General features: G+C 35.9%; 25 protein-coding genes and 1 pseudogene. 5 read left to right on the top strand and 21 right to left on the bottom strand.

The window, feature by feature from the left end; translation table 11 throughout:
* Nucleotides 1–9: 9 nt before the first annotated feature.
* Nucleotides 10–453, bottom strand: coding sequence for a hypothetical protein (locus ACFX40_RS20670; protein ID WP_098524895.1), 444 nt, complete (start codon nucleotides 451–453; stop codon nucleotides 10–12).
* Between the two features lie 114 nt (nucleotides 454–567).
* Here ACFX40_RS20670 and ACFX40_RS20675 point away from each other — a divergent pair, with 114 nt between their 5' ends.
* Together ACFX40_RS20675 and ACFX40_RS20680 are read left to right on the top strand one after the other, a co-directional pair.
* Nucleotides 568–738: a hypothetical protein gene (locus ACFX40_RS20675; RefSeq protein ID WP_016766569.1), complete on the top strand. Its 171-nt coding sequence runs from the start codon at nucleotides 568–570 to the stop codon at nucleotides 736–738.
* Between the two features lie 14 nt (nucleotides 739–752).
* Nucleotides 753–1,526 (top strand): Cof-type HAD-IIB family hydrolase, encoded by a 774-nt coding sequence (locus ACFX40_RS20680; RefSeq protein WP_033580202.1) that lies wholly within the window; start codon nucleotides 753–755, stop codon nucleotides 1,524–1,526.
* A gap of 26 nt (nucleotides 1,527–1,552) precedes the next feature.
* Here the strand turns inward: ACFX40_RS20680 and ACFX40_RS20685 are convergent, their stop codons facing one another.
* From ACFX40_RS20685 to ACFX40_RS20695, 3 genes are all read right to left on the bottom strand, one after another.
* On the bottom strand, nucleotides 1,553–1,921 hold the full coding sequence (locus tag ACFX40_RS20685) for a cupin domain-containing protein (RefSeq protein WP_098334287.1): 369 nt from the start codon (nucleotides 1,919–1,921) through the stop codon (nucleotides 1,553–1,555).
* Nucleotides 1,922–1,952: 31 nt separating this feature from the next.
* Nucleotides 1,953–3,206, bottom strand: coding sequence for an erythromycin esterase family protein (locus ACFX40_RS20690; protein ID WP_377256105.1), 1,254 nt, complete (start codon nucleotides 3,204–3,206; stop codon nucleotides 1,953–1,955).
* Between the two features lie 139 nt (nucleotides 3,207–3,345).
* Nucleotides 3,346–4,410, bottom strand: a complete 1,065-nt coding sequence (locus ACFX40_RS20695; RefSeq protein ID WP_377256107.1) for a beta-carotene 15,15'-monooxygenase — start codon at nucleotides 4,408–4,410, stop codon at nucleotides 3,346–3,348.
* 248 nt (nucleotides 4,411–4,658) lie between these two features.
* On the opposite strand from ACFX40_RS20695, the gene ACFX40_RS20700 reads away from it, so the two are divergent.
* A complete protein-coding gene (locus ACFX40_RS20700) occupies nucleotides 4,659–4,961 on the top strand; it encodes a hypothetical protein (RefSeq protein ID WP_060745200.1) in 303 nt (100 codons plus the stop codon).
* A 258-nt stretch (nucleotides 4,962–5,219) separates the two neighbouring features.
* Here ACFX40_RS20700 and ACFX40_RS20705 read toward each other — a convergent pair whose 3' ends face one another.
* The 3 genes from ACFX40_RS20705 to ACFX40_RS20715 all read right to left on the bottom strand — a co-directional run bounded on the left by ACFX40_RS20705 (nucleotide 5,220) and on the right by ACFX40_RS20715 (nucleotide 6,502).
* Nucleotides 5,220–5,348 carry a hypothetical protein gene (locus ACFX40_RS20705; protein ID WP_255257705.1) on the bottom strand — a complete coding sequence of 43 codons (129 nt, stop codon included), beginning with the start codon at nucleotides 5,346–5,348 and terminating at the stop codon, nucleotides 5,220–5,222.
* Nucleotides 5,349–5,389: 41 nt separating this feature from the next.
* Nucleotides 5,390–5,716, bottom strand: coding sequence for an antibiotic biosynthesis monooxygenase family protein (locus tag ACFX40_RS20710; RefSeq protein ID WP_060745199.1), 327 nt, complete (start codon nucleotides 5,714–5,716; stop codon nucleotides 5,390–5,392).
* A gap of 63 nt (nucleotides 5,717–5,779) precedes the next feature.
* On the bottom strand, nucleotides 5,780–6,502 hold the full coding sequence (locus ACFX40_RS20715) for an FxLYD domain-containing protein (protein WP_377256111.1): 723 nt from the start codon (nucleotides 6,500–6,502) through the stop codon (nucleotides 5,780–5,782).
* A gap of 158 nt (nucleotides 6,503–6,660) precedes the next feature.
* On the opposite strand from ACFX40_RS20715, the gene ACFX40_RS20720 reads away from it, so the two are divergent.
* Together ACFX40_RS20720 and ACFX40_RS20725 are read left to right on the top strand one after the other, a co-directional pair.
* A complete protein-coding gene (locus tag ACFX40_RS20720; RefSeq protein ID WP_377256114.1) occupies nucleotides 6,661–7,485 on the top strand; it encodes a hypothetical protein in 825 nt (274 codons plus the stop codon).
* A 287-nt stretch (nucleotides 7,486–7,772) separates the two neighbouring features.
* A complete protein-coding gene (locus ACFX40_RS20725) occupies nucleotides 7,773–8,639 on the top strand; it encodes an alpha/beta fold hydrolase (protein WP_377256116.1) in 867 nt (288 codons plus the stop codon).
* A 236-nt stretch (nucleotides 8,640–8,875) separates the two neighbouring features.
* On the opposite strand, the gene ACFX40_RS20730 is transcribed toward ACFX40_RS20725, so the two are convergent.
* From ACFX40_RS20730 to ACFX40_RS20795, 14 genes and pseudogenes are all read right to left on the bottom strand, one after another.
* Complete coding sequence (locus ACFX40_RS20730) at nucleotides 8,876–10,339, bottom strand: sensor histidine kinase (protein WP_377256119.1); 1,464 nt, start codon at nucleotides 10,337–10,339, stop codon at nucleotides 8,876–8,878.
* Nucleotides 10,327–11,004 carry a response regulator transcription factor gene (locus ACFX40_RS20735; protein ID WP_377256121.1) on the bottom strand — a complete coding sequence of 226 codons (678 nt, stop codon included), beginning with the start codon at nucleotides 11,002–11,004 and terminating at the stop codon, nucleotides 10,327–10,329. Before ACFX40_RS20735 ends, ACFX40_RS20730 begins: the two co-directional genes overlap by 13 nt.
* A gap of 7 nt (nucleotides 11,005–11,011) precedes the next feature.
* Nucleotides 11,012–11,785 (bottom strand): ABC transporter permease, encoded by a 774-nt coding sequence (locus ACFX40_RS20740; RefSeq protein ID WP_377256124.1) that lies wholly within the window; start codon nucleotides 11,783–11,785, stop codon nucleotides 11,012–11,014.
* Between the two features lie 13 nt (nucleotides 11,786–11,798).
* Nucleotides 11,799–12,626, bottom strand: a complete 828-nt coding sequence (locus ACFX40_RS20745) for an ABC transporter permease (protein ID WP_377256126.1) — start codon at nucleotides 12,624–12,626, stop codon at nucleotides 11,799–11,801.
* Complete coding sequence (locus tag ACFX40_RS20750) at nucleotides 12,623–13,348, bottom strand: ABC transporter ATP-binding protein (protein WP_377256129.1); 726 nt, start codon at nucleotides 13,346–13,348, stop codon at nucleotides 12,623–12,625. The genes ACFX40_RS20745 and ACFX40_RS20750 overlap by 4 nt, the downstream gene beginning before the upstream one ends.
* A 63-nt stretch (nucleotides 13,349–13,411) precedes the next feature.
* Entirely contained in the window at nucleotides 13,412–13,666 is a 255-nt protein-coding gene (locus ACFX40_RS20755) for a YesK family protein (RefSeq protein ID WP_252123568.1), read from the bottom strand.
* A gap of 54 nt (nucleotides 13,667–13,720) precedes the next feature.
* Nucleotides 13,721–14,032, bottom strand: a complete 312-nt coding sequence (locus tag ACFX40_RS20760) for a hypothetical protein (protein ID WP_377256132.1) — start codon at nucleotides 14,030–14,032, stop codon at nucleotides 13,721–13,723.
* A 119-nt stretch (nucleotides 14,033–14,151) separates the two neighbouring features.
* Nucleotides 14,152–14,565, bottom strand: coding sequence for a GNAT family N-acetyltransferase (locus ACFX40_RS20765; protein ID WP_377256135.1), 414 nt, complete (start codon nucleotides 14,563–14,565; stop codon nucleotides 14,152–14,154).
* A gap of 477 nt (nucleotides 14,566–15,042) precedes the next feature.
* A complete protein-coding gene (locus ACFX40_RS20770; protein WP_328175086.1) occupies nucleotides 15,043–15,249 on the bottom strand; it encodes a helix-turn-helix domain-containing protein in 207 nt (68 codons plus the stop codon).
* Nucleotides 15,250–15,259: 10 nt separating this feature from the next.
* Entirely contained in the window at nucleotides 15,260–15,817 is a 558-nt protein-coding gene (locus ACFX40_RS20775; protein WP_377256139.1) for a DUF2975 domain-containing protein, read from the bottom strand.
* A 200-nt stretch (nucleotides 15,818–16,017) separates the two neighbouring features.
* A complete protein-coding gene (locus tag ACFX40_RS20780; protein WP_377256142.1) occupies nucleotides 16,018–16,437 on the bottom strand; it encodes a GNAT family N-acetyltransferase in 420 nt (139 codons plus the stop codon).
* A 243-nt stretch (nucleotides 16,438–16,680) separates the two neighbouring features.
* The gene (locus ACFX40_RS20785; protein WP_377256144.1) at nucleotides 16,681–17,292 is read right to left on the bottom strand and encodes a DUF421 domain-containing protein; all 612 of its coding nucleotides are present in this window, start codon (nucleotides 17,290–17,292) and stop codon (nucleotides 16,681–16,683) included.
* Nucleotides 17,293–17,458: 166 nt separating this feature from the next.
* Nucleotides 17,459–17,842 carry a DUF302 domain-containing protein gene (locus ACFX40_RS20790; protein WP_098332703.1) on the bottom strand — a complete coding sequence of 128 codons (384 nt, stop codon included), beginning with the start codon at nucleotides 17,840–17,842 and terminating at the stop codon, nucleotides 17,459–17,461.
* A 120-nt stretch (nucleotides 17,843–17,962) separates the two neighbouring features.
* A pseudogene (locus ACFX40_RS20795) lies at nucleotides 17,963–18,676 on the bottom strand (DUF4396 domain-containing protein).
* Nucleotides 18,677–18,712 lie beyond the last annotated feature (36 nt).

An 18,712-nucleotide genomic window follows, 5' to 3' on the forward strand; every position in this document is an offset into this window, starting at 1 on the left:
CTAATCCCCTCATTTCACCACCACTACAAATTGTTTGTCTTCAAATTTGAACATTTCCCCTAATTCATAGATATACTTCTTTTTGTCTAATTTATAATACTTTCCAAAATACAGCGTTTTTAAGTTAATACTCATATCTAGACTTAAATCTTTTTCATCCGCTTCATCACCGTCTAAGCATGAATATAATTCAATGTGACAGCCCTCTATCAGCTGTTCTTCAATATAAGTAAACAGCCCTCTTATCGATTTAGGATGTGTATCACAAGATAATTCATAGATATATGGCAAGGTGAATACGTGCTTGATGTCGCTATACCCGTCGGTTAAACGATTAACACTAATACCGTACGCATCTTCTTCTTTTTCATAGATTGTAATCAACTTTTCTTTTGTGCCAAAACTTCCTGTAGGCAATTCATAAGGAGATCCTATATAGTGATGTACAGTCATATTCGTCACTTCTCTTTCTCTTTGCTTATATAAAATACTATTATTCTATCACTCTTATTAAGATTACATACAAATACAAGGAAAATATGTATAATAAAACCAGGAGGTGACAACATGAAAAAACTACTGCCTTTTCTATTTCTAGCGGCTCTTTATTTGTATGACTCTTCATACAATCATACTGCTTTTTTACATAAACCGGTTGTTTCTGCGTTTTTATATGTAGCTGCTATTTTTGCCTGTGCGCTACTGCTTGTAAATGTAAAAAAAGATCGAGCTGTTTAAATAAGGAGATTACTATGAGCTATAAAATTGTATTCTTTGACGTAGATGGAACTCTTACTCATCACGAAAACGGGACTATTTCCACCAAAACTCGAGAGATTGTAAAAAGTTTAAAGCACAAAGGATTAAAAATCGTAGCCGCTACCGGAAGGCCTTTATCTCTCTGTGAAGAAATTAGAGAATTAGGTATAGATACGCTCATTACCGCGAACGGAGCGTTTACTGTACACGATGAAAAAGTTATTCATAAGCTGTCCATGGATAAGGACGTTGCGCACGAAGTCTTTGAATACGCAGCCTCGCAAAATCACGGTCTTTCATTTTATACAAAAGAGCTCAGCATGAACGGGATTAAAGATGATAATATTTTAAAAGCCCTGAAGGAAACGCTATCGCTCAGTGATTATCCTCAAATTAATGAGCGTATTTATGACGAAGATATTTATTTAATGTGCTTGTATGCCAATGAGGAAACCGCCGAGCAGTATGCACAGCGATTTCCTCATTTACTATTTAAAAGATGGCACCCTTTTATCGTAAGTGTGCTTCAAGAAGAAATCACAAAATCGGTAGCTATCCTGAAGGTCTTAGACTATTTTAACATCCATCAATCCGAGGCTATTGCATTCGGAGACGGAGAAAATGATATTGATATGATAGAATTAGCCGGCCTTGGAATTGCGATGGGCAACGGATCTAATAAGTTAAAAAGCGCCGCTGATTTTGTAACGAAGAAATCGGGTGAAGACGGTATTGAATTTGCTCTAAAAAAATTCAAAGTCTTATAGAAAAGCAGCACGCTTGGATAAGTCATCTAAGCGTGCTGTTTTTTTATCTCCATAAATGCTTCAGGATGTAGCTCCTCCGATTGAATGACAATGGCAGTCATACCTTCTTCACTTCCCGACATATGCCATTCTCCTTTTTCCCACAGTGCCGCTTCTCCACGTTTAATCGAAATTCGCTTTTGGTCCTCTCCTGTTACCCACCCTTCACCTTCGACTACGATAAATAACTGAGGTATAGGCGCTTCGTGATATCCTACGGTTCCTTCTCCGTCTATATACATATAACCGATCGTAGCTGCTTCGTTTGTTTGAATCATTTTTACGTAAGTAGCTAAATGCGACTGATATTTTTCTACTTTTTTGCCATGTTCTTTACTAAAATTATAGATTTTCAATGTACACCTCTTCTTTGTTCATTACGATTTCTTATTTATTTTTACTGCGTTTAAGATACTCAGGCGTAGACACAGACTCAACAAATAAAGCACCGTCTAGCTGGTCACGTGGTACAAATAAAGTTGGCATAGTACCACTTTCTAAAAAGATCGTTTTAGTAAATATCCATTTGTTGTCTGAGTTTTTTTCAAGCTGTGAGAAATCAGTAAATAAGGCCGGTGATTGCACTTGATGCATATAGTCCTCTAGACTTTTTTTAGGTGGCTTCTCTATTTTATATGGCTGCCCTGTATCCGTATGTATTTCACCTTCATACATAAATAAGCCTAAGTAATAAGACTGTTTTTTTATCTCATTAGAGACAATTGCTCCTAGAGGTTCAAATCCCGTAAACGTTTTGTATTGTTTAAAGATATGAAGGTTATGGGCCCAAATAATAATTTTCTCGTCAGGATACAGATCTTGACAAACCCACTCTAGATTTTCTTTCATCCTTTTTTCTCTTACTTTTTTATACGTTCGGTGGTTATGGTGAATATGGTTAATAAAATACAAGCGATTTTGCAGGCATCGAATAATCATTTTAACCTTACATACAAGCTCTTGATTTTCAAGATACAAAACGTATTCTTCATGTAGATAGGCTTCTAAATCTCCTATCACCGCGCTTACTTTTTCTTTAAACTCTTCAAACTCACGTAGCATTTCTGCTGGGACTTTTTTTCTTTTTGCTTTATATTGCCCTAGCTGGTAGTACCATTTATATACGCCTGCTTCAATGTATTCTATCTTTTCTATTACGTCTTCAGACACTACGGGACTCAGCTGCTGAACAAATTTTACGAAAAGATCAGGATTAGAAGAAGGGTTAATATCTATTCCTATTAAACTTAAATCTGATTTTTTCATCAGCTGAAACAAGGGCATATTTTCCTTTGTGGCCCATAAAGAATAAACGGCGTTTTTTAAAAAGTCTTCATCTGTAAACTCTTTCTTTAACTCATTAGCGCTGTAGCATTCCGCTAAGCCGCTCTCAAATGCCAGTACGGTAAAATTCATTTCTTTATGTAGAAATTCTATTATTTTTGACTTCATCATATTATGTTCTCTTATGTTATGACCGTTTTCCCCTAACCACACAATTCTCTTATCTTTTACGATATGACGGAGAAATTCAAACTCTTGCAGCGTACATTCAGTTGGTTTGCTTAAATGGATTGAGTTTTCAGATAGCCATTCTATAGAGTTTAAATACTTCTCTTTCCCTTTTAAAAAAATTCCCATTCCTATCCCCCTTCACTATGTTACCTATTACTTCCATTTTACTAAAATACAGCTAGCACTTCACTATTTATGTCCGGTAACTAATCAACAGCAAAAAGACCTTATAGATATCTCTATAAAGCCTTATCTTTCTAGAATTCTAGATCAGCTCATCCCGCTTAGCTTTCTCCAAACGTTCTTTGACTATTTTCTTAAACGCATGTGGATCATCTACACGAATGGCGACCTGCTGGTATTTCTTTTTAATTCCCATAAAAAGCGTCGCCTCTACTGGAGATTTTAATGTTAGTAAAAGATCAGGATGAACGGTTTCAAAATCGCGTGCGATAAATTCAATCGTGGTGCTGGGTATTTTTTGTTTCAGGATGTGAGTGTCTTCTATTATTTCTTCAATATCTTTAAAAGAGATTTCCATACGCTTAGCTAAACCAAACGAAATGTATATGCGATCCTCTTCCACTCGTAAAGGGTTAAGCCTTAATGCTTGAATATCTCCTATGAAGAAAATAATGCTATAAATATTAAGGATCAGTAAAACGACTGAAAGAATGATAGAGGTATTGTGCAGCAGCCAGTGAAGCCCTAATGTTTCAATGACAATCGCATGAATAATCATAATTTGAAACGTAATAAAACTAGAGCGTTTATACAGAGTAAACGTATTCCCTTCAGTACTCGGCTGCTTCTTCCACGTTCCAAACGCATAGTAAAACATCAGCATTTCTGAACAAAGGATGTGTATAAAAGTTTGTTTGGGGAACTTTTCGTTTACAGCCCGCGAAAAAGAAAATAAAAGCGGCAAAGTGCTTGATCTGATCCTTCTTAAAATAGGCGGTACGTTTTTAACTAGCATAAACAGCAGTGAAAGTTCAAATAAAATGAGTACTCCTTCTATTCCAACACCTAGCCACATAACCGACTGAAAAGAAGCCAAGTATTCACTCGGAATGATAAAACGCGCAGCAATAAGACCTGTGGCCATTAATACGATAAAATATTTCACGCTAAACTTACGCTGCCAGGCTAAAAACAAGAGCGGAGCGACAAGGCTTAAATCTAAAATAGAACCTACTACCACTCCGGTTAGATTAGCAGGCAACGACTGAAGTCCAAAAGAAGAATGATATAACACATAATTCGAGCTTATCACTAATAACAACAAGAAAAGAGCAACAAAAGAAACTGTTTTTTTATGAAGAACCAAACAACCCACCTCACTTTTAGTTGGTGAAACGCGAAAATTCCTGTTACTTCCATTTTAGCAGTGAAGTTGATTTAAGTCACTTTGTAACGTGACTTTGTTTTATAAAACCATTTTAAAGATATCCACTTTTTTATAGCGATTCTTCCATACAAATAATTTACAATGTAAAAAGAGTTTGACATTTTTGGAACTGATGCTACAATAATAAATGTAAAATACTTTTTACATTTATTATAAGGAGGAGTAAAATGGATTGGGTTAAAATTGTGTATTCATTCATCCTGTTAGTTTGCGGAATTTTGATTTTTGTTTCATCATCTTCGCGAAAAGGTGACGAAAGAAAGAAGTTTATCAACACGAAGGCTCAATCATACGCATTTGTAGTAGTTATAGGTATGCTGATTTTAGAAGTTGTAGAGTCCATTTATCGGACTTTTCAAGGGAAAAGTTCCTATGATGGCATTGGTATTTCGCCACTAATATTTCTGACGATGATTTCAGTTATATATTTAATAACGTTTCTCACGTACAGAAAAAAATACGGTGATTAAATGAACGATCACAAGTAAGAAATAAAGAAATTGAGCTCATATTTTCTGGTGAAACGATAAATATAACCTCACTTTATAATTAGCTTTTAATACAGCCTCTAGATGGCATCCGACAGTAAATGAGTTGGTTATAAGTGCTTTTAAAAGTAATAACTAGACCTCCTACTGAGGTTTTTTTTATGCACTCTTAAAATAAAACATCTCCCTTAGCTAAAGTCAGGAGATGATATCATAAACGTTGAGTTCATTAGCGTTTTCTTACTCTCTATTCTGTTTCTCAAGTAATTCAATCACTCGATCATTTTGTTTAACAATCGTTCTTAGCTTTGCTTCTAATGAACACAAAGTGATAAAAACGGCTATAAATCCTACAATAGCTAAAAACATAACAGCTTCTCCCCTTTTTAAAACAATTAAGCATATACGCCTTACATCTCAAAAAAGCTATGTCTTTCCACTTTACAAATCCTAAGCGAAAACTTTTGATACCATTCTGTTTTCCCTTTGTACTGTGCTGCACGATGGGCTGAGTTTTCTTTCCACATTTTGATTGATTCTAAAGAATCCCAGTATGAAATGGTAATGCCTAAATCTTTGTCCCTAGCACTTTCTATTCCTAAAAAGCCTTTTTGATTAGATGCAAGCTCTACCATTTTGTCTGCCATGATTCCATAACCCTTCTCACCTTCCGTTCTTTCAGAAGCAAAAATAACGGCATAATAAGGCGGTTCGGGGGTTTTAGCAATTCCAGACATATTGATTTCCTCCTTTAAATAAAGTCAAATTAATAACAAAAAGAGTCTGATGTGAAGACTCTTTTACTCTTGATACGTAGAAGCTACTACTTTATATTTTTTCACTTTTGCTAGTTCTTTATCAGGGATTTTCGATGAAGTAGCGTCAAAAGGAATGGATTTTCCAGGAGTCAGCTGCGCTTCTTCGGATTGAAATATAGTTCCTATAAACTCATTTTGTTTTCCATATAAGGCTCCACCAACCAGGATATATTCAGTAGATTCTTTGGTATTGTTTGTAGCTGTTCCTTTGATATGTAAGATGTGATTCTCTTTTTCCTGACTCATTGCGTCGCCTTTAATTTTCAAGCTCTGTACATTACTTGCAGGTTTTATCGGATTAATCTTGACCTTTACATTATATGTATCTGGTTCTTTATTAATAATTCCTTCCGCTGAAATGTACCCTTCCTCGCCCGGCTTTAGTACATAGGGAGCAAGATGAACGTCGGGGTCACTTGGAATAATATGCGGATCAAGGACTTTTCCAGTTTTGTTTACATATTTTATAGTGGTATCATTCACATTAAGCGTTTTGTCACTTTCATTTTTTATAACCGCAGAATAGCTCAGTACGTGATCATGAGTGATCGAATCTGCAAGTGTATAACTTTTTTCTTCTACTATTTTTATTTTTTCATCCTTTGTTTTCTCTTTCTTATGCTGAGCAGTGTCCGTTTCCTTGTTGCATCCAGCCAGAATGAACAAAAATGTTAATAGTACTCCTAGCAGTAGTCTTACTTTCATGATGATTCCTCCGTTTAATACTATTTTTTTACATATTCCATTATAATACTTTTTTGGATTTATCTAAAGGAGATTTCACACCTGATTAGATAAATATTCCATTTATGTGATATAGTTTTTATATGCAAGTAATAAATAAATAGAAATGGAGTTTCAACATGAGACACATAAGCAAGATAACAACAGGAACCATTACAATCGCTTTAGCGCTGGGGTTAATAGGGTGCAGTCACGCACGTTCAAACAATGAAAGCATAGATGAAAACGAAGCAAAAAAAGAGATGGCCATAGAGCTGAAATTCCTGCAAAACGAGTGTGAACGCTTAATCAATAAAGACGGAAAGATAGAAGATAAAACGTTTCAAAGCTATAAAAACGATTTTAATCTTCTGTCTGCGTCTATCAATAGTACGTCAAAAGTAGAAACACAAAGTGATAGTGAGCTAAAAGAAAGCATAGCGCAATTAAAAAGAGATGTAGATGCATTAACAGAAAAAGAATATGTAAAATCCTATAAAAGATTTAATTCAAGCAAGACTATCTATGAAGTTACGCTCATGAACAATGTTCATGACGTTATAGATGCAACAAAAATTTCAGAAAAAAGCAATAACGTGTCAGATTCATTTGATGATAAACACTTCCATTCTTCTGAAGCACAAATAAAAAAAGATATGGGGCCTGCGATTGATCATATTAACACCCTATCTAAATATAAAATAGAACTCATGCAAGATGAAATCCAAAAACATCGCGATAGTTTCACCAAGCTGCAGCTCGAACAATTAAAAAAAGCCACTCATAATTTTGATTTGTCTTTAGACAACCAAATTAAATCTATTCAATCTTATAAACCTATAGGTGAAGATTATAGTGTAAGTAGAGAATTCAGCTATAAAGCATCTGAAAAGTATACCAATGCCTGTGTGTACATTACCGACTTTGAATCTAATTTAGGAATCGCCAAGGCCGGTGATTTTTAAAAAAGCTCTCTAAAAGTACTTTTAGAGAGCTTTTTTTCTGTATTCATTACAAGCTCAAGTTTTTACTCCTTACGTTTTGTACATATTCGCTTTTTCTAAGTCAAGCGAAGCATCACATATAACCTGGGGATATCGGTGTTATTTTTCACAAACAATAACCAAAATAAGGGTTTTAAAAGAGCTTTATAGCTCATTTATCGCGTAAAGAAACCTTATTATTTGATACATCAACTAATAAAGAGTAAAGTTTTTCTATAATAAAGATTAAAGGCGAAAGGATGAGTAAGATGTTTAAAGACGGTTATGTAAAAGTGAATGATGTAAACCTTCATTACGTAACAAAAGGTGAAGGCGAGCTTATGCTGTTTTTACACGGCTTCCCTTACTTTTGGTATACGTGGCACCATCAGTTAGAAGAGTTTTCGAAAGATTATCGCGTGGTAGCTGTAGATATGCGAGGCTATAACTTATCAGATAAGCCAGAAGAAATTTCTTCTTACAGCATGCCCCTTTTAATGGAAGATGTAAAACAGTTAATTGAAGAGTTTGGTGAAAAAGAATGTGTGTTAGTGGCACATGATTGGGGCGGCGCTGTTGCATGGGCATTTGCTTATACATATCCGCAGTATGTCAAAAAGTTAGTGATGTTTGATGCACCGCACCCTTACACATTTATAAGAGAGCTTGCTGAAAACCCTGCTCAGCGAGAAGCAAGCAGCTATATGAGCTTTTTCCAACAGCCAAACTCTCAAGATGAGCTGCTCGCAAATAATAGTGAAAAGCTAAGAAACATGCTGACAGAACCAGGCATTAAAAAAGGCTATTTAACTAAAGAAGAAGAAGCGAAATATGTAGAGGCGTGGAACCAGCCAAATGCAATGAAATCCATGCTTAACTACTACCGTGCGTCTTCTCTTTATCCATTTGAAGAACGTGTTCATAAACCTGTAGCACTGCCGCATAAAGTATTTCAGTCTCCGACTTTAATTATATGGGGAAATGCGGACCAAGCGTTTGAAAACAGTAATTTAGATGGCATTGAAGAGTACGTTCCAAACGTAACGATTCACCGCTTAGACGGTGTGGGACATGCGCCTCAGCATGAGCAGCCCCAAAAGGTGAATGAATTTATGAGAGACTTCTTACGCAAATAAAATCGAAAAAGACTGCAGAGCACAGGATACAGCCGCTTTGCAGTCTTTTTTATAAATTATAAAGCATATTATCAACTATTCATTTCTATTATTAGATTATTTTTCAACGTTTCAACAAGTGTACATGGGGTATAAATTTTACTGTACAGATGCAGTCCCCCAAAGGAACATGTACATTTCTTTCTTACTTACCCTTTTTTGAACTCTCTTTTTTGAGGGTTCTTTTTTTTACGCGTTTACTTCTTTCCCATTGGAAGAACAATCTTAAACACTGCTCCTCCCGTCTCCTTATTATCGGCCGTGATGCTTCCCCCATGGTTTTTCACAATGGAATGAGCAATATAAAGACCTAGCCCTAAGTTTCCGTGACCGCTTGTTCTTGATGCATCTTCTCTGTAAAACTTTTTAAACAGCTGTTCTTTGTTCGATAGTGTAAACCCAGGACCCGTATCATGTATTTCAAAGATTACTTCGTTGTGATGAATCACGGTATTCCAAGCTATCTCTCCTCGTTCAGGCGTGTAGCGAATACAGTTTGTGATGATATTATCTAACACTTGAGAAATACGCTGGGGATCTCCGTAAAATTGGTTTGATGCATCTTCTACACTAATTGAAGATACAAATGCAATCTCTTTTTTTTGACATAAAAGCTGAAATTCGTCTGCTTTCTCATGAACAAATGTGTTGATATCAATAGGCTCACTCTTTACGGAAAAGCCTGGATTCTCTATGACAGATACTTCTTGCAGCTGATTTAATAGTTGAATCGAACGCTGTGTATTCGTGTAGATCGTATGTAAATATCGATTAAGCCTCTCCGGGTCCTTTTGGCTTCCTTCTACTAAAATTTCGGTGTGACCGTGAATAATTGTAAGAGGCGTTCGTAAATCATGTGCAATCGCAGCCGTCATATCTTTACGGTCTTCTTCTAGCTGCCACTGTTTAGCTAGCGATTGCTTTAATTCTTTTCGCATTTCTTCAAAGGCATGAAGCAGCTGACTTAATTCTTTGGCGTCTTGAGTGACGGACAGCGAAAAATCTAAATTATTATGCTGAATATTTTTAGCTGCGGTCATCAGCTCATTAAAAGGCCGTTCAATTTTTTTGCTAAATCGTCTTCCAAACAAATAAGCAAACAAATAAAAGTAAAGAAACGGGCTGGCTAGCGATACAAATGTGACAAGCGCAACGATCCATTTAATATTTGGGTTAGTCGAAGCCATGTTTAATTGATATCTTAGCGCAATGGCCCCGTTTACTTCGTCTTTTGAATCAAAAAGCGGATACACTTTTATAATATATTTACCTGAATGGATATTTGTATTGACCTGAGAATAAAGATCCCTTTTATTTTTTATGTATGAAGTGGACGTGGATCCATACACGATTTTTCCTTCTTTATTTATAATTTGATAATCCATTCCTTCTAGCGGAATAACCGATTCTACTTGGCTTTGAACATCTTTCGAAAGAAGCTCATCATCTTTTTTATTCACAAACTGCAAAATATCAGGAATTTGTTGTTCATAATAATTTGCTGGATTCAGTGCTCCGGGCATAAGAAACCAGTTCACTAAGATGACAATTCCCCACGTTAAAAGCGTCGCAAGCAGGCTGTACAGCAAAATTAAATGAAAAGATAAAACAAACTGCGCTTTTAACGTCGCCCGGTTCATCCATTTTTTTATTTTACCCATTTGTAGCCAATTCCCCAAACCGTTGAAATGTAAGGTGTTTCGTCATATTTTAATAGTTTTGCTCTAATTTTTTTCACGTGTTCTGTAATCGTAGACGAATCGCCTTCCGCGTCGTAGCCCCAAACTTTTTCATACAGCTGCTCACGTGTAAAAACCTGACCTGGATGAAGAGCGAGGAAATGAATAATCTCAAATTCTCTTGAAGTAAACGGAATCACTTCATTGTTATGTAAAATTTGATAGCCGTTTAAATCAATGGTTAACTCTCCAAAATGAAGCCTGTTATAGGAGTTACTATTAATTCTTTGCTCCCGGCGCAGATGGGCGTAAATCCGGGCTTTTAGTTCTTTCATGCTAAAAGGCTTAACTAAATAATCATCTCCACCGACTAATAGTCCTTTTACTCGGTCTTGCTCCGTTTGCTTGGCGCTTAAAAAAATGATGGGGCATGATATGCTTTTTCTGATCAGTTCACAAAGAGCAAAGCCGTCCATGCCTGGCATCATCACATCCACCACAATTAAGTCTGGATTTATTTTTAACTTTGTTAACGCTTCTTGCCCTTCGTAAGCAAACACCACCTCATATCCTTCATCTTGCAGCGCATCTTTCATAAATGAAATAATGTCTTTTTCGTCGTCCACTAGTAAAATTGTTTGCTTCATCTCCAGCTCACCCTACCCATTCTTTCTTTTTCCATACGAATAGGTTTATTATAAGGCTAATAAGTAAAATTGGAAATAATAGGTTCACTAAAAATTCAGAGTTTGGCCTGCTTAATTCATGAAAAACAGAATCGGTTACGGAGAAAAAGAAGCTTAGTTTATCTGACACATACACACTTCCAATTAAAGCACCAATGGTTGCGACGTAAGATAAAATGGAATTAGGCATAAGAACACTCAGGATACTCCCGATACTAATAACCGCTATAAAGATGCAAAAACAAATGCCGTAAAATTTTAGCGAATATAGGAACGACCCTAAAGTCCCTAGCGTATGTCCGCCTAAAAACGTTGTTTCGTTTACGTGAGGCATAGCTAGCTTCCCAACACATGTGCCCACTACCCAAGTAATACAAAGAATAAGAAAAACTAACAAACATTGAACGGCCCATTTTACAAAAAACAGTTTTACACGATGATGCGGTCGAATCAATACCATGCGCAAAGCTCCGGACGTGTACTCGCCGTTAAAACTATCTGCAACAAACATAGGAATGACAATAAACGTAATAACAAACGACAGTTCTCGAAGAAACAAAGGCGCGGAATTTAAAGAATCAATTTTCACGTCATGATCTGCATCGAAAAACGAAGTGCCTCCCATTCGAAATAAAAAGAACCAAATAAAAGCAAGTAACCCTGCGTACACGGCTAATACAGCCGCTGTTTTCTTTCGTTTAAACGTTCGCTCTAATTCACTGATAAAAAGTCCTGTCATCATGTCTTCTCTCCTTTTATAAAAATGATTCTTTTTTTCGAATCGCTACATACGTTAAACCGCTAAAAAGTAAAATATAAAATCCTAAAACACCGAAATTCCAGCCTACAAACTGCGGTTTCTCTGCCATCATGACTGTGATTCCCTGCCATTGAATCATCGGTACAGAAGTAAAGAAAAGCTGTCCAAAAAGCTCTTCACTCATCCACTGCTTAAATCCCGTTAATAAAGTTGGATACGAAAAGGAGATTAGTATAAAAGCCACGCCGATTCCAACAGCCGTAGTGGTCGTTTTGCTGATAACAGAGATAAAAAACAGCACACAGCATATCGCAATAGTCGTCAAGTAGGCATATCCATAGAATGAAAGATTATATACTAGCGCTTCTTTTATGCTGAAAGCATGACTGTGATAAAACACAAAGTAGGTTTGCGGGTGTTCAAACATTAGAAAGCCTATCACATAGCTCATACAAAAATACGTAATAAAAAACAGTGCATTAAACAGCAGAATCACTATGGCTTTTGCTAGGATGATTTCTTTAAACGAATATGATCGTATCATGACCATTCGCAGCTGTCCTGACCGGTATTCGCCGGTAACAACGAGCGTAATAAAAACTAAGAACATAGCATTAAAAACGGTAAATAACATTTCGGCTAAGCTCAGTACAGGAAAGTTTCCCGCAAACGTATACTGTGGTAAATCGACTGTGAGTGCTCCGTTTTCTTTTTGGAGATAGGATGAAGCAGCTAATAGTACTACCGGCACTAACAAAAAGGTCAGCCACGCCAATTTTCGTTTCCAAAGTCTTTCCCACTCCGCTACTAAGAGATCCTTCATTGCGACACCAGCTCTACAAACGCATCTTCCAGATTTTTACCGGATGCTAACTGGTCTAAAGCGCCGTCCCATATTAGCTCTCCTTCTCGCATCACGACAATTTGATCACATACTCGCTGTAATTCATCCAGCAAATGACTAGAAATCAAAATCGTTTTGTTATAGTGGCGTTTTAAGGTGAAAAGAAGCTCGCGCAGTTCACGTACGCCCATTGGATCTAAGCCGTTGGCTGGCTCATCCAGTATTAATAAGTCAGGGTCGCCTAAAAGCGCTTGAGCAATTCCGAGCCTTTGCTTCATCCCAAGAGAATACGTTCGAACTTTATCATTTTCTCTGCCGGTTAGCCCCACAATATCAAGCACTTCTTTTACTTTTTGCTGCCTTTCTTTCTTTGTTGGAAATGAATGCAGTCGAGCTAAATTTGTCAGGTTTTCCTTTCCCGTCATATAAGGAAAAAAGATGGGTGACTCCACAATTGCGCCAACGCTTTGCAGCGCTTCTTTTCTTTGTGAAAAAATATGTTTGTTATTAATAAAAACTTCTCCCCCGGTTGGTTTAATCAACCCCGTCAACAAACGAATTAAGGTCGTTTTACCAGCACCGTTTGGCCCTAGCAGTCCGCATATTTCCCCTTGCTTAATTTGAAACGATACTTCTTTTACTAAGTGACGACGTCTTACTTTTTTCGAAACGCTTTTTACATCTAAAATGATATTTTTCATATTAAATCCCCCCTACACGTAGTATAGGAGGGATTTATAAAGAATTTATAAAGTTTATAAAAATTATTGTACAGGCTTTTTAGCTACAATATAGGATACAAGCGCGAATAAAAGCAAAAACACAGATAAAAACAAATAGCCCGCACCTTCGAAGCCTCTTATTTCTACATAGCCAATGTAAAAAAGAACGGCGGCAGCCATAACGGTTAGCATGGAAGGAAGCATTCTAATGACTTTGTTCCACTTTATCTTTCTGAACAGCCAAGTTACAAGGATACCTGGCAGCAGTGCAATCAATAAAGGACCGCCTATCATCATAATCTATCAACCTCTCTAAATCCTCATCTTTCACCTATAATAAAAATAATAAGCTTACGGTTCAGAAATTCCATTCGCAATTGCTAATAAAAAAATTAAACCAGAAAGCAACACAAAAAAGATACTGTTTACGATAATGCTGAACCACACAACGCTCGGCTTCTTCGTTCGAATGCCTAAAACTAACGCTACAATAAAACCAACGTCTATCGCAAAAAACAGCCATAGCAAAATAGTCAAATCACCGGTTTCACTTGGGAAAATTGAATTTTGGGGAAGCAGCCGATTTGCAAAAAATACAACAAACGCAGCCGCCAGTAACATGATCGTTAATAAAATCGGCTTACTTTCTTTTGATATACTCATTTCAAATACCTCCTAACTAAAGGAAATAATACCATATTACAGTTGAATTTTCGTGAGTTTTAGTAAAAAATCCAGCACACAAAAACGCTTGGACATTTCCCAAGCGTTTTTTCGTCTATTTATTTATCTGAAATACCCGACTGCATTTCGTAATTTCTTACGAGCATACTGTTTGATTTTAGCATTCCAAACTTTTCATAATAAGGAACTAAGTCATCGTCACAGCACAAATCAACCATATAAATATCATCAAGCTCTTTTAACATTAGCTTTACTAACTCTTTGCCTATGCCTTTGTTTTTATACTCTGGTAAAACTTCAAGGAACGGAATATAGGCAGATAGAACTCCATCGCTGATTGCTGTTATAAACCCAACCGCTTGATTAGTATTTTCATCTAACGCAATGACCACTTTACTGCTGTTTTTCAACAGTTTTAAGTGAGTTTGTGGATTTGGAGGGTCGGGCCAATCCACAAAAAAACCTTTCAACATATCAGATGAAATTTCATTAAGACAATTTTTATATATCATTATATATCAACTCCTAATTTATTTTTTGTAATTAGGCAGATGATATATCAATAGTAAAGTAACAAAACAATGACCTCCAAACATTTCTATTCGGTTACTGTAAGATATTCGACTAAAAAACAAAAAACCCCTTTTACTGTGCACTTCTTTGTAATAATCACGATCAACTATTTACCTCAGATAAATGATATTCTTCAAATCAAATACCCTACCCACAATACTTAAACACTGTGCAGGATTATTTTCTTTGCCAATCGGAGCGTTATTGAATATTTCGTCCACTCGTTACAAGAGTGTTTTGATGTTTTAATTTCATTATGTAACTTTCACATTGCCAACAGTTTAAGTAGAAAGGTTGCTACAACAACAAATTTAAAAGACCAAATCATTATACGATTTGGTCTTAGAATTAATATGATATTTCTATTGTTTCTCCACAAAAACTGAACTACTTAGATTTTTTCTATGCCCTCTTTTTTATTCATCTGGCACATACTCTAAAATGTCACCTGGCTGACAATCTAGCACTACACAAATGGCTTCCAACGTAGTAAAACGTATGGCCTTCGCTTTTTCAGTTTTTAAGATAGAGAGGTTGCTTTTAGTAATCCCTACTCGATCTGCTAGTTCATTTAAAGATATTTTTCTTTTGGCCATCATGACATCTAAATTGACTCTAATCATCTCTGACCTCCTATATAGTAAGTTCATTTTCTTGGGCAATTGCAACTGCTTTTTTAAAGAAGGCCCCTAAAAGAAGAATAAAAACAGCTGCTATAAACAGAATACCATCTATTGAGTATGAAATAGTAATAGTTCCATGTTTGACATTTAATAAAGGAGCTAACTTAGCTGCTATAAAAAACTTGGGAACTCCAGCTGCAAACGATCCTATTAAAAAGATAATACCTGTTGCAAAAATGGATTTTGTGTTACTTGAAACAAAGATAATTCCCTTAGCTGCATTTTTAAATAATACTTTAAAATTCCAAAGCATTGCAATCGATAGAAAACAAGAAATCAATAAGGCCAGAACCCAAATTTGGACTAATTTTGTATCGGGACTTTCATTCAGCTTAATATCAAACAATCCTTTTCCTAATGATAAATTAAAAGATGAGTTCTGTAAGATTGAGTCGTCAAACTGAAGATAAATAACCAGCATGCCCATAATACCTGCTACAAAAATATTAAACCAAAATAACGTGTTGACCAGATAAAAAAGAATTCGATAACCATTTGTTCGTTTCATGTAAACATCCTCCATAACTGTTGTTAGGATTAATTTACCATGTATATATAAGGAAATCAACAATTATTTATCGAAAAACAATAATTTTTATATCTTTTTTGATAAATAATAGTCGTTTTAGATAAAAAATAAGAAGTTCTATTGTAATTATATATCGATATATAAAGCTAATTTATATAAGCGATGATCTTAGACATCGCTCATTCTAAATACTCTTCCGCTAAAGAAGGATTTAAATAACGAGCCATTCCGGTTTTCATTTTCCCAAATCCTGCTTTTCTATAAAACTCTTCATTACCTGCTGTAGAAACAAGATGAACGCAGGAAATATCGTCAAGCTGAGCAAGCAAATTTTTTATAACTTTCTGTCCAATTCCTTTGTTTTGGTAATGCTCATCAACCACAACATCATAAATCGCAGCATTAAACACACCGTCTGAAAGAGCTCTGCCAAACCCTGCTATGTTATCTTCATCATAAGCAATCGTTACTACGTTGCTTGATTGAAATACTTTTTTAATTTTTTCTTCATTATGGTTCGTCCATCCTACCGAGTGATAAATTTCTTTCATTCTCGACCACTCAACATTTTCTATAGAATTTGAAAAAGAAACCTTCATAGAATCTACTCCTTTTGTTTTTTTATAAACTATTTCTGTTTTCAAAAACAAAAGTCCTTGGTAGATCGTTACAAGTATGTATACGATAAAAACCATCCTACATAGTGGTAATGATTTATAAACGTTAGCTTCTGAGTTTAATCCCAAAAAAGGTTCAAATCATCTGCGATTTGAACCTAAAACAACTATGCTCATTTACTTAATAATTATTATATGAAAAAGCCGTCTTTTTTAGTGACTGTATCACTGAAGGTATTTAGGGTTTGGTTTAGAACCGTGATTAATTTCTTCAAATATATCTGAAGAAGGGTTAGACGATACCTCGTTATGTAAATCTTGCGAAGGTCCATTTGTTTGAGAAAAGGATGACATATATACCTTCATTAACTGTTTAAAGTCACCTACAGTCAAAAACTTTGCATCTTCTTGAAGTTCGTACCCTAGCTGTCCATTTGGTTCAATTGTTGCGGTTTTAACATCTTTTATAGTTGATATGCCTGCATTTCGTAATCTCATTTCTAATTGATCGGCGGTTAAACGTAATTTTTTAAGCTGCTTAGTATCTAATTGACCATTATTTACAACGATTTTAGACTTACCTGTCAGAAATTTTTCAAACCCATTAAATTTTAATTGTAAATACTCTAAAACTAAAATAGCAAGAACAAAGATAGCTGCCCCGCCAATCGCTTTTAACATACTTTTTTCAACAATGGGTTGCACGATGATGGTACCTAGAGAAAGCATAACGACCGTTTGAGCGAGCGTCATTTGAGCAATTGATTTTCTCCCCGCTATTCTTAGTAATAATATTCCCGATAAAATTAAGATTGCAGATTGCCAGATAAAATTCATACTATCATCCTTTTTACTACAGTTTGCTTTTAGAGTAGGCAACTGAAAGCAAATTATTCATGTATTAAAAATTTCGTTTCCACTTCTCATATCTTAATAAGTTTAAAAAACAAAAAGATACCCCTCAGGTATCTTTTTGTTTTGATATTTTTTCTCTGAGTAACACTTACACCGATTGATCAATACAGTGAATTAGCCTTATTTCAATATCTTCTGCCAGTCGTTGAAGCTCTTCATTATGAAGCATATTAATCATCGCCGTAGGCCTAGGCATGCCAATCTTTGTTTCACTTCCATCTTGATATACAACCATTTTACAAGGCAGAAAGTATCCTACTAAGAGATTTTGCGATAGAACTCGCTGAGCTTCTTTCGGATTGCACACTTCTAATACTGTAAACGGTGTATGAAAGTCCTGCCCTTTTTCCTGTAGCTTTGCAGTTAAATCGAAATTCCACAACACACCGAACCCTTCGCTTTTTAAGTTTTCTTCTAGAGAACTAATCGCTTCTTCTAAGCTTTTCGGTGTTTTTACCGTGTAATCAAACATCAAATCTCCTCCTGTTAAATTAAAATGATTTCCTTTTTCACAGGAAACTGGGAGTTGATACTATTCTGCCCCATCCTGTAGCTTTAAACCTGATATCAGCGGCAGCAGCCCCAAGTAAAATTACATCGCATGTTTTACACCTTTTTTAACAAGTACCCAGTTCGCTGGATAGCTTGTACAAAAGCCAATAATCATGGCGATTTGCATCATAAACCAAAAGACCGCGCTGTCTGGTTTGGGTGCCTGTGCAAAAAAGACATAATGTGATAAAGCCATTCAGCCGAACATGCCGATTTCAAAGGCAATAAGCGACCATGTATCGGCTTTTATCGCATTTTTCAACTCATCTTTTGAGCTATTATCTTTCATACTCATACCGTAGTATTGAAAAGCAATTCCCGCTATATAAGCAAGAATAAATTCCGCTACGTAATCCGCAAAAAGTACGCTTCCGGCAATCGTCCACCCTGTTAAAAATACAATCGGTGCACCGATTAAATCTCCGACCGAGCACCCGCTGCTGCAGTGCGTAGTCGATACAAAAACACTTTGCCAAAAAGGCTTTTCACTATGATGATGCTCATGATGACCTTCATGGTTATCATGCATATGCTCAGAGGAATGATCAGCGTGATCGTGTTTTTTTCGATCTTTACGCCCTAATTTAAAGTAAAACCATATCCCGGCGACAGGAAAATATAGCCCTGTGATAGGCCACACAATATTCATCACAAACATCATCTGCGGATGCCTGATCACGTCAATTGCAATAACTAAAAATTGAATAAGTCCAATTGCAATAGCTATATACGAAAGTATTTCTAGCCAGCTCATGTACTACACTCCTTTAAGATTTATCTATCAACTACA

The organism is Priestia sp. YIM B13552, assembly GCF_042787775.1.
GTDB classification, from domain to species: Bacteria; Bacillota; Bacilli; order Bacillales; family Bacillaceae_H; genus Priestia; species Priestia megaterium_E.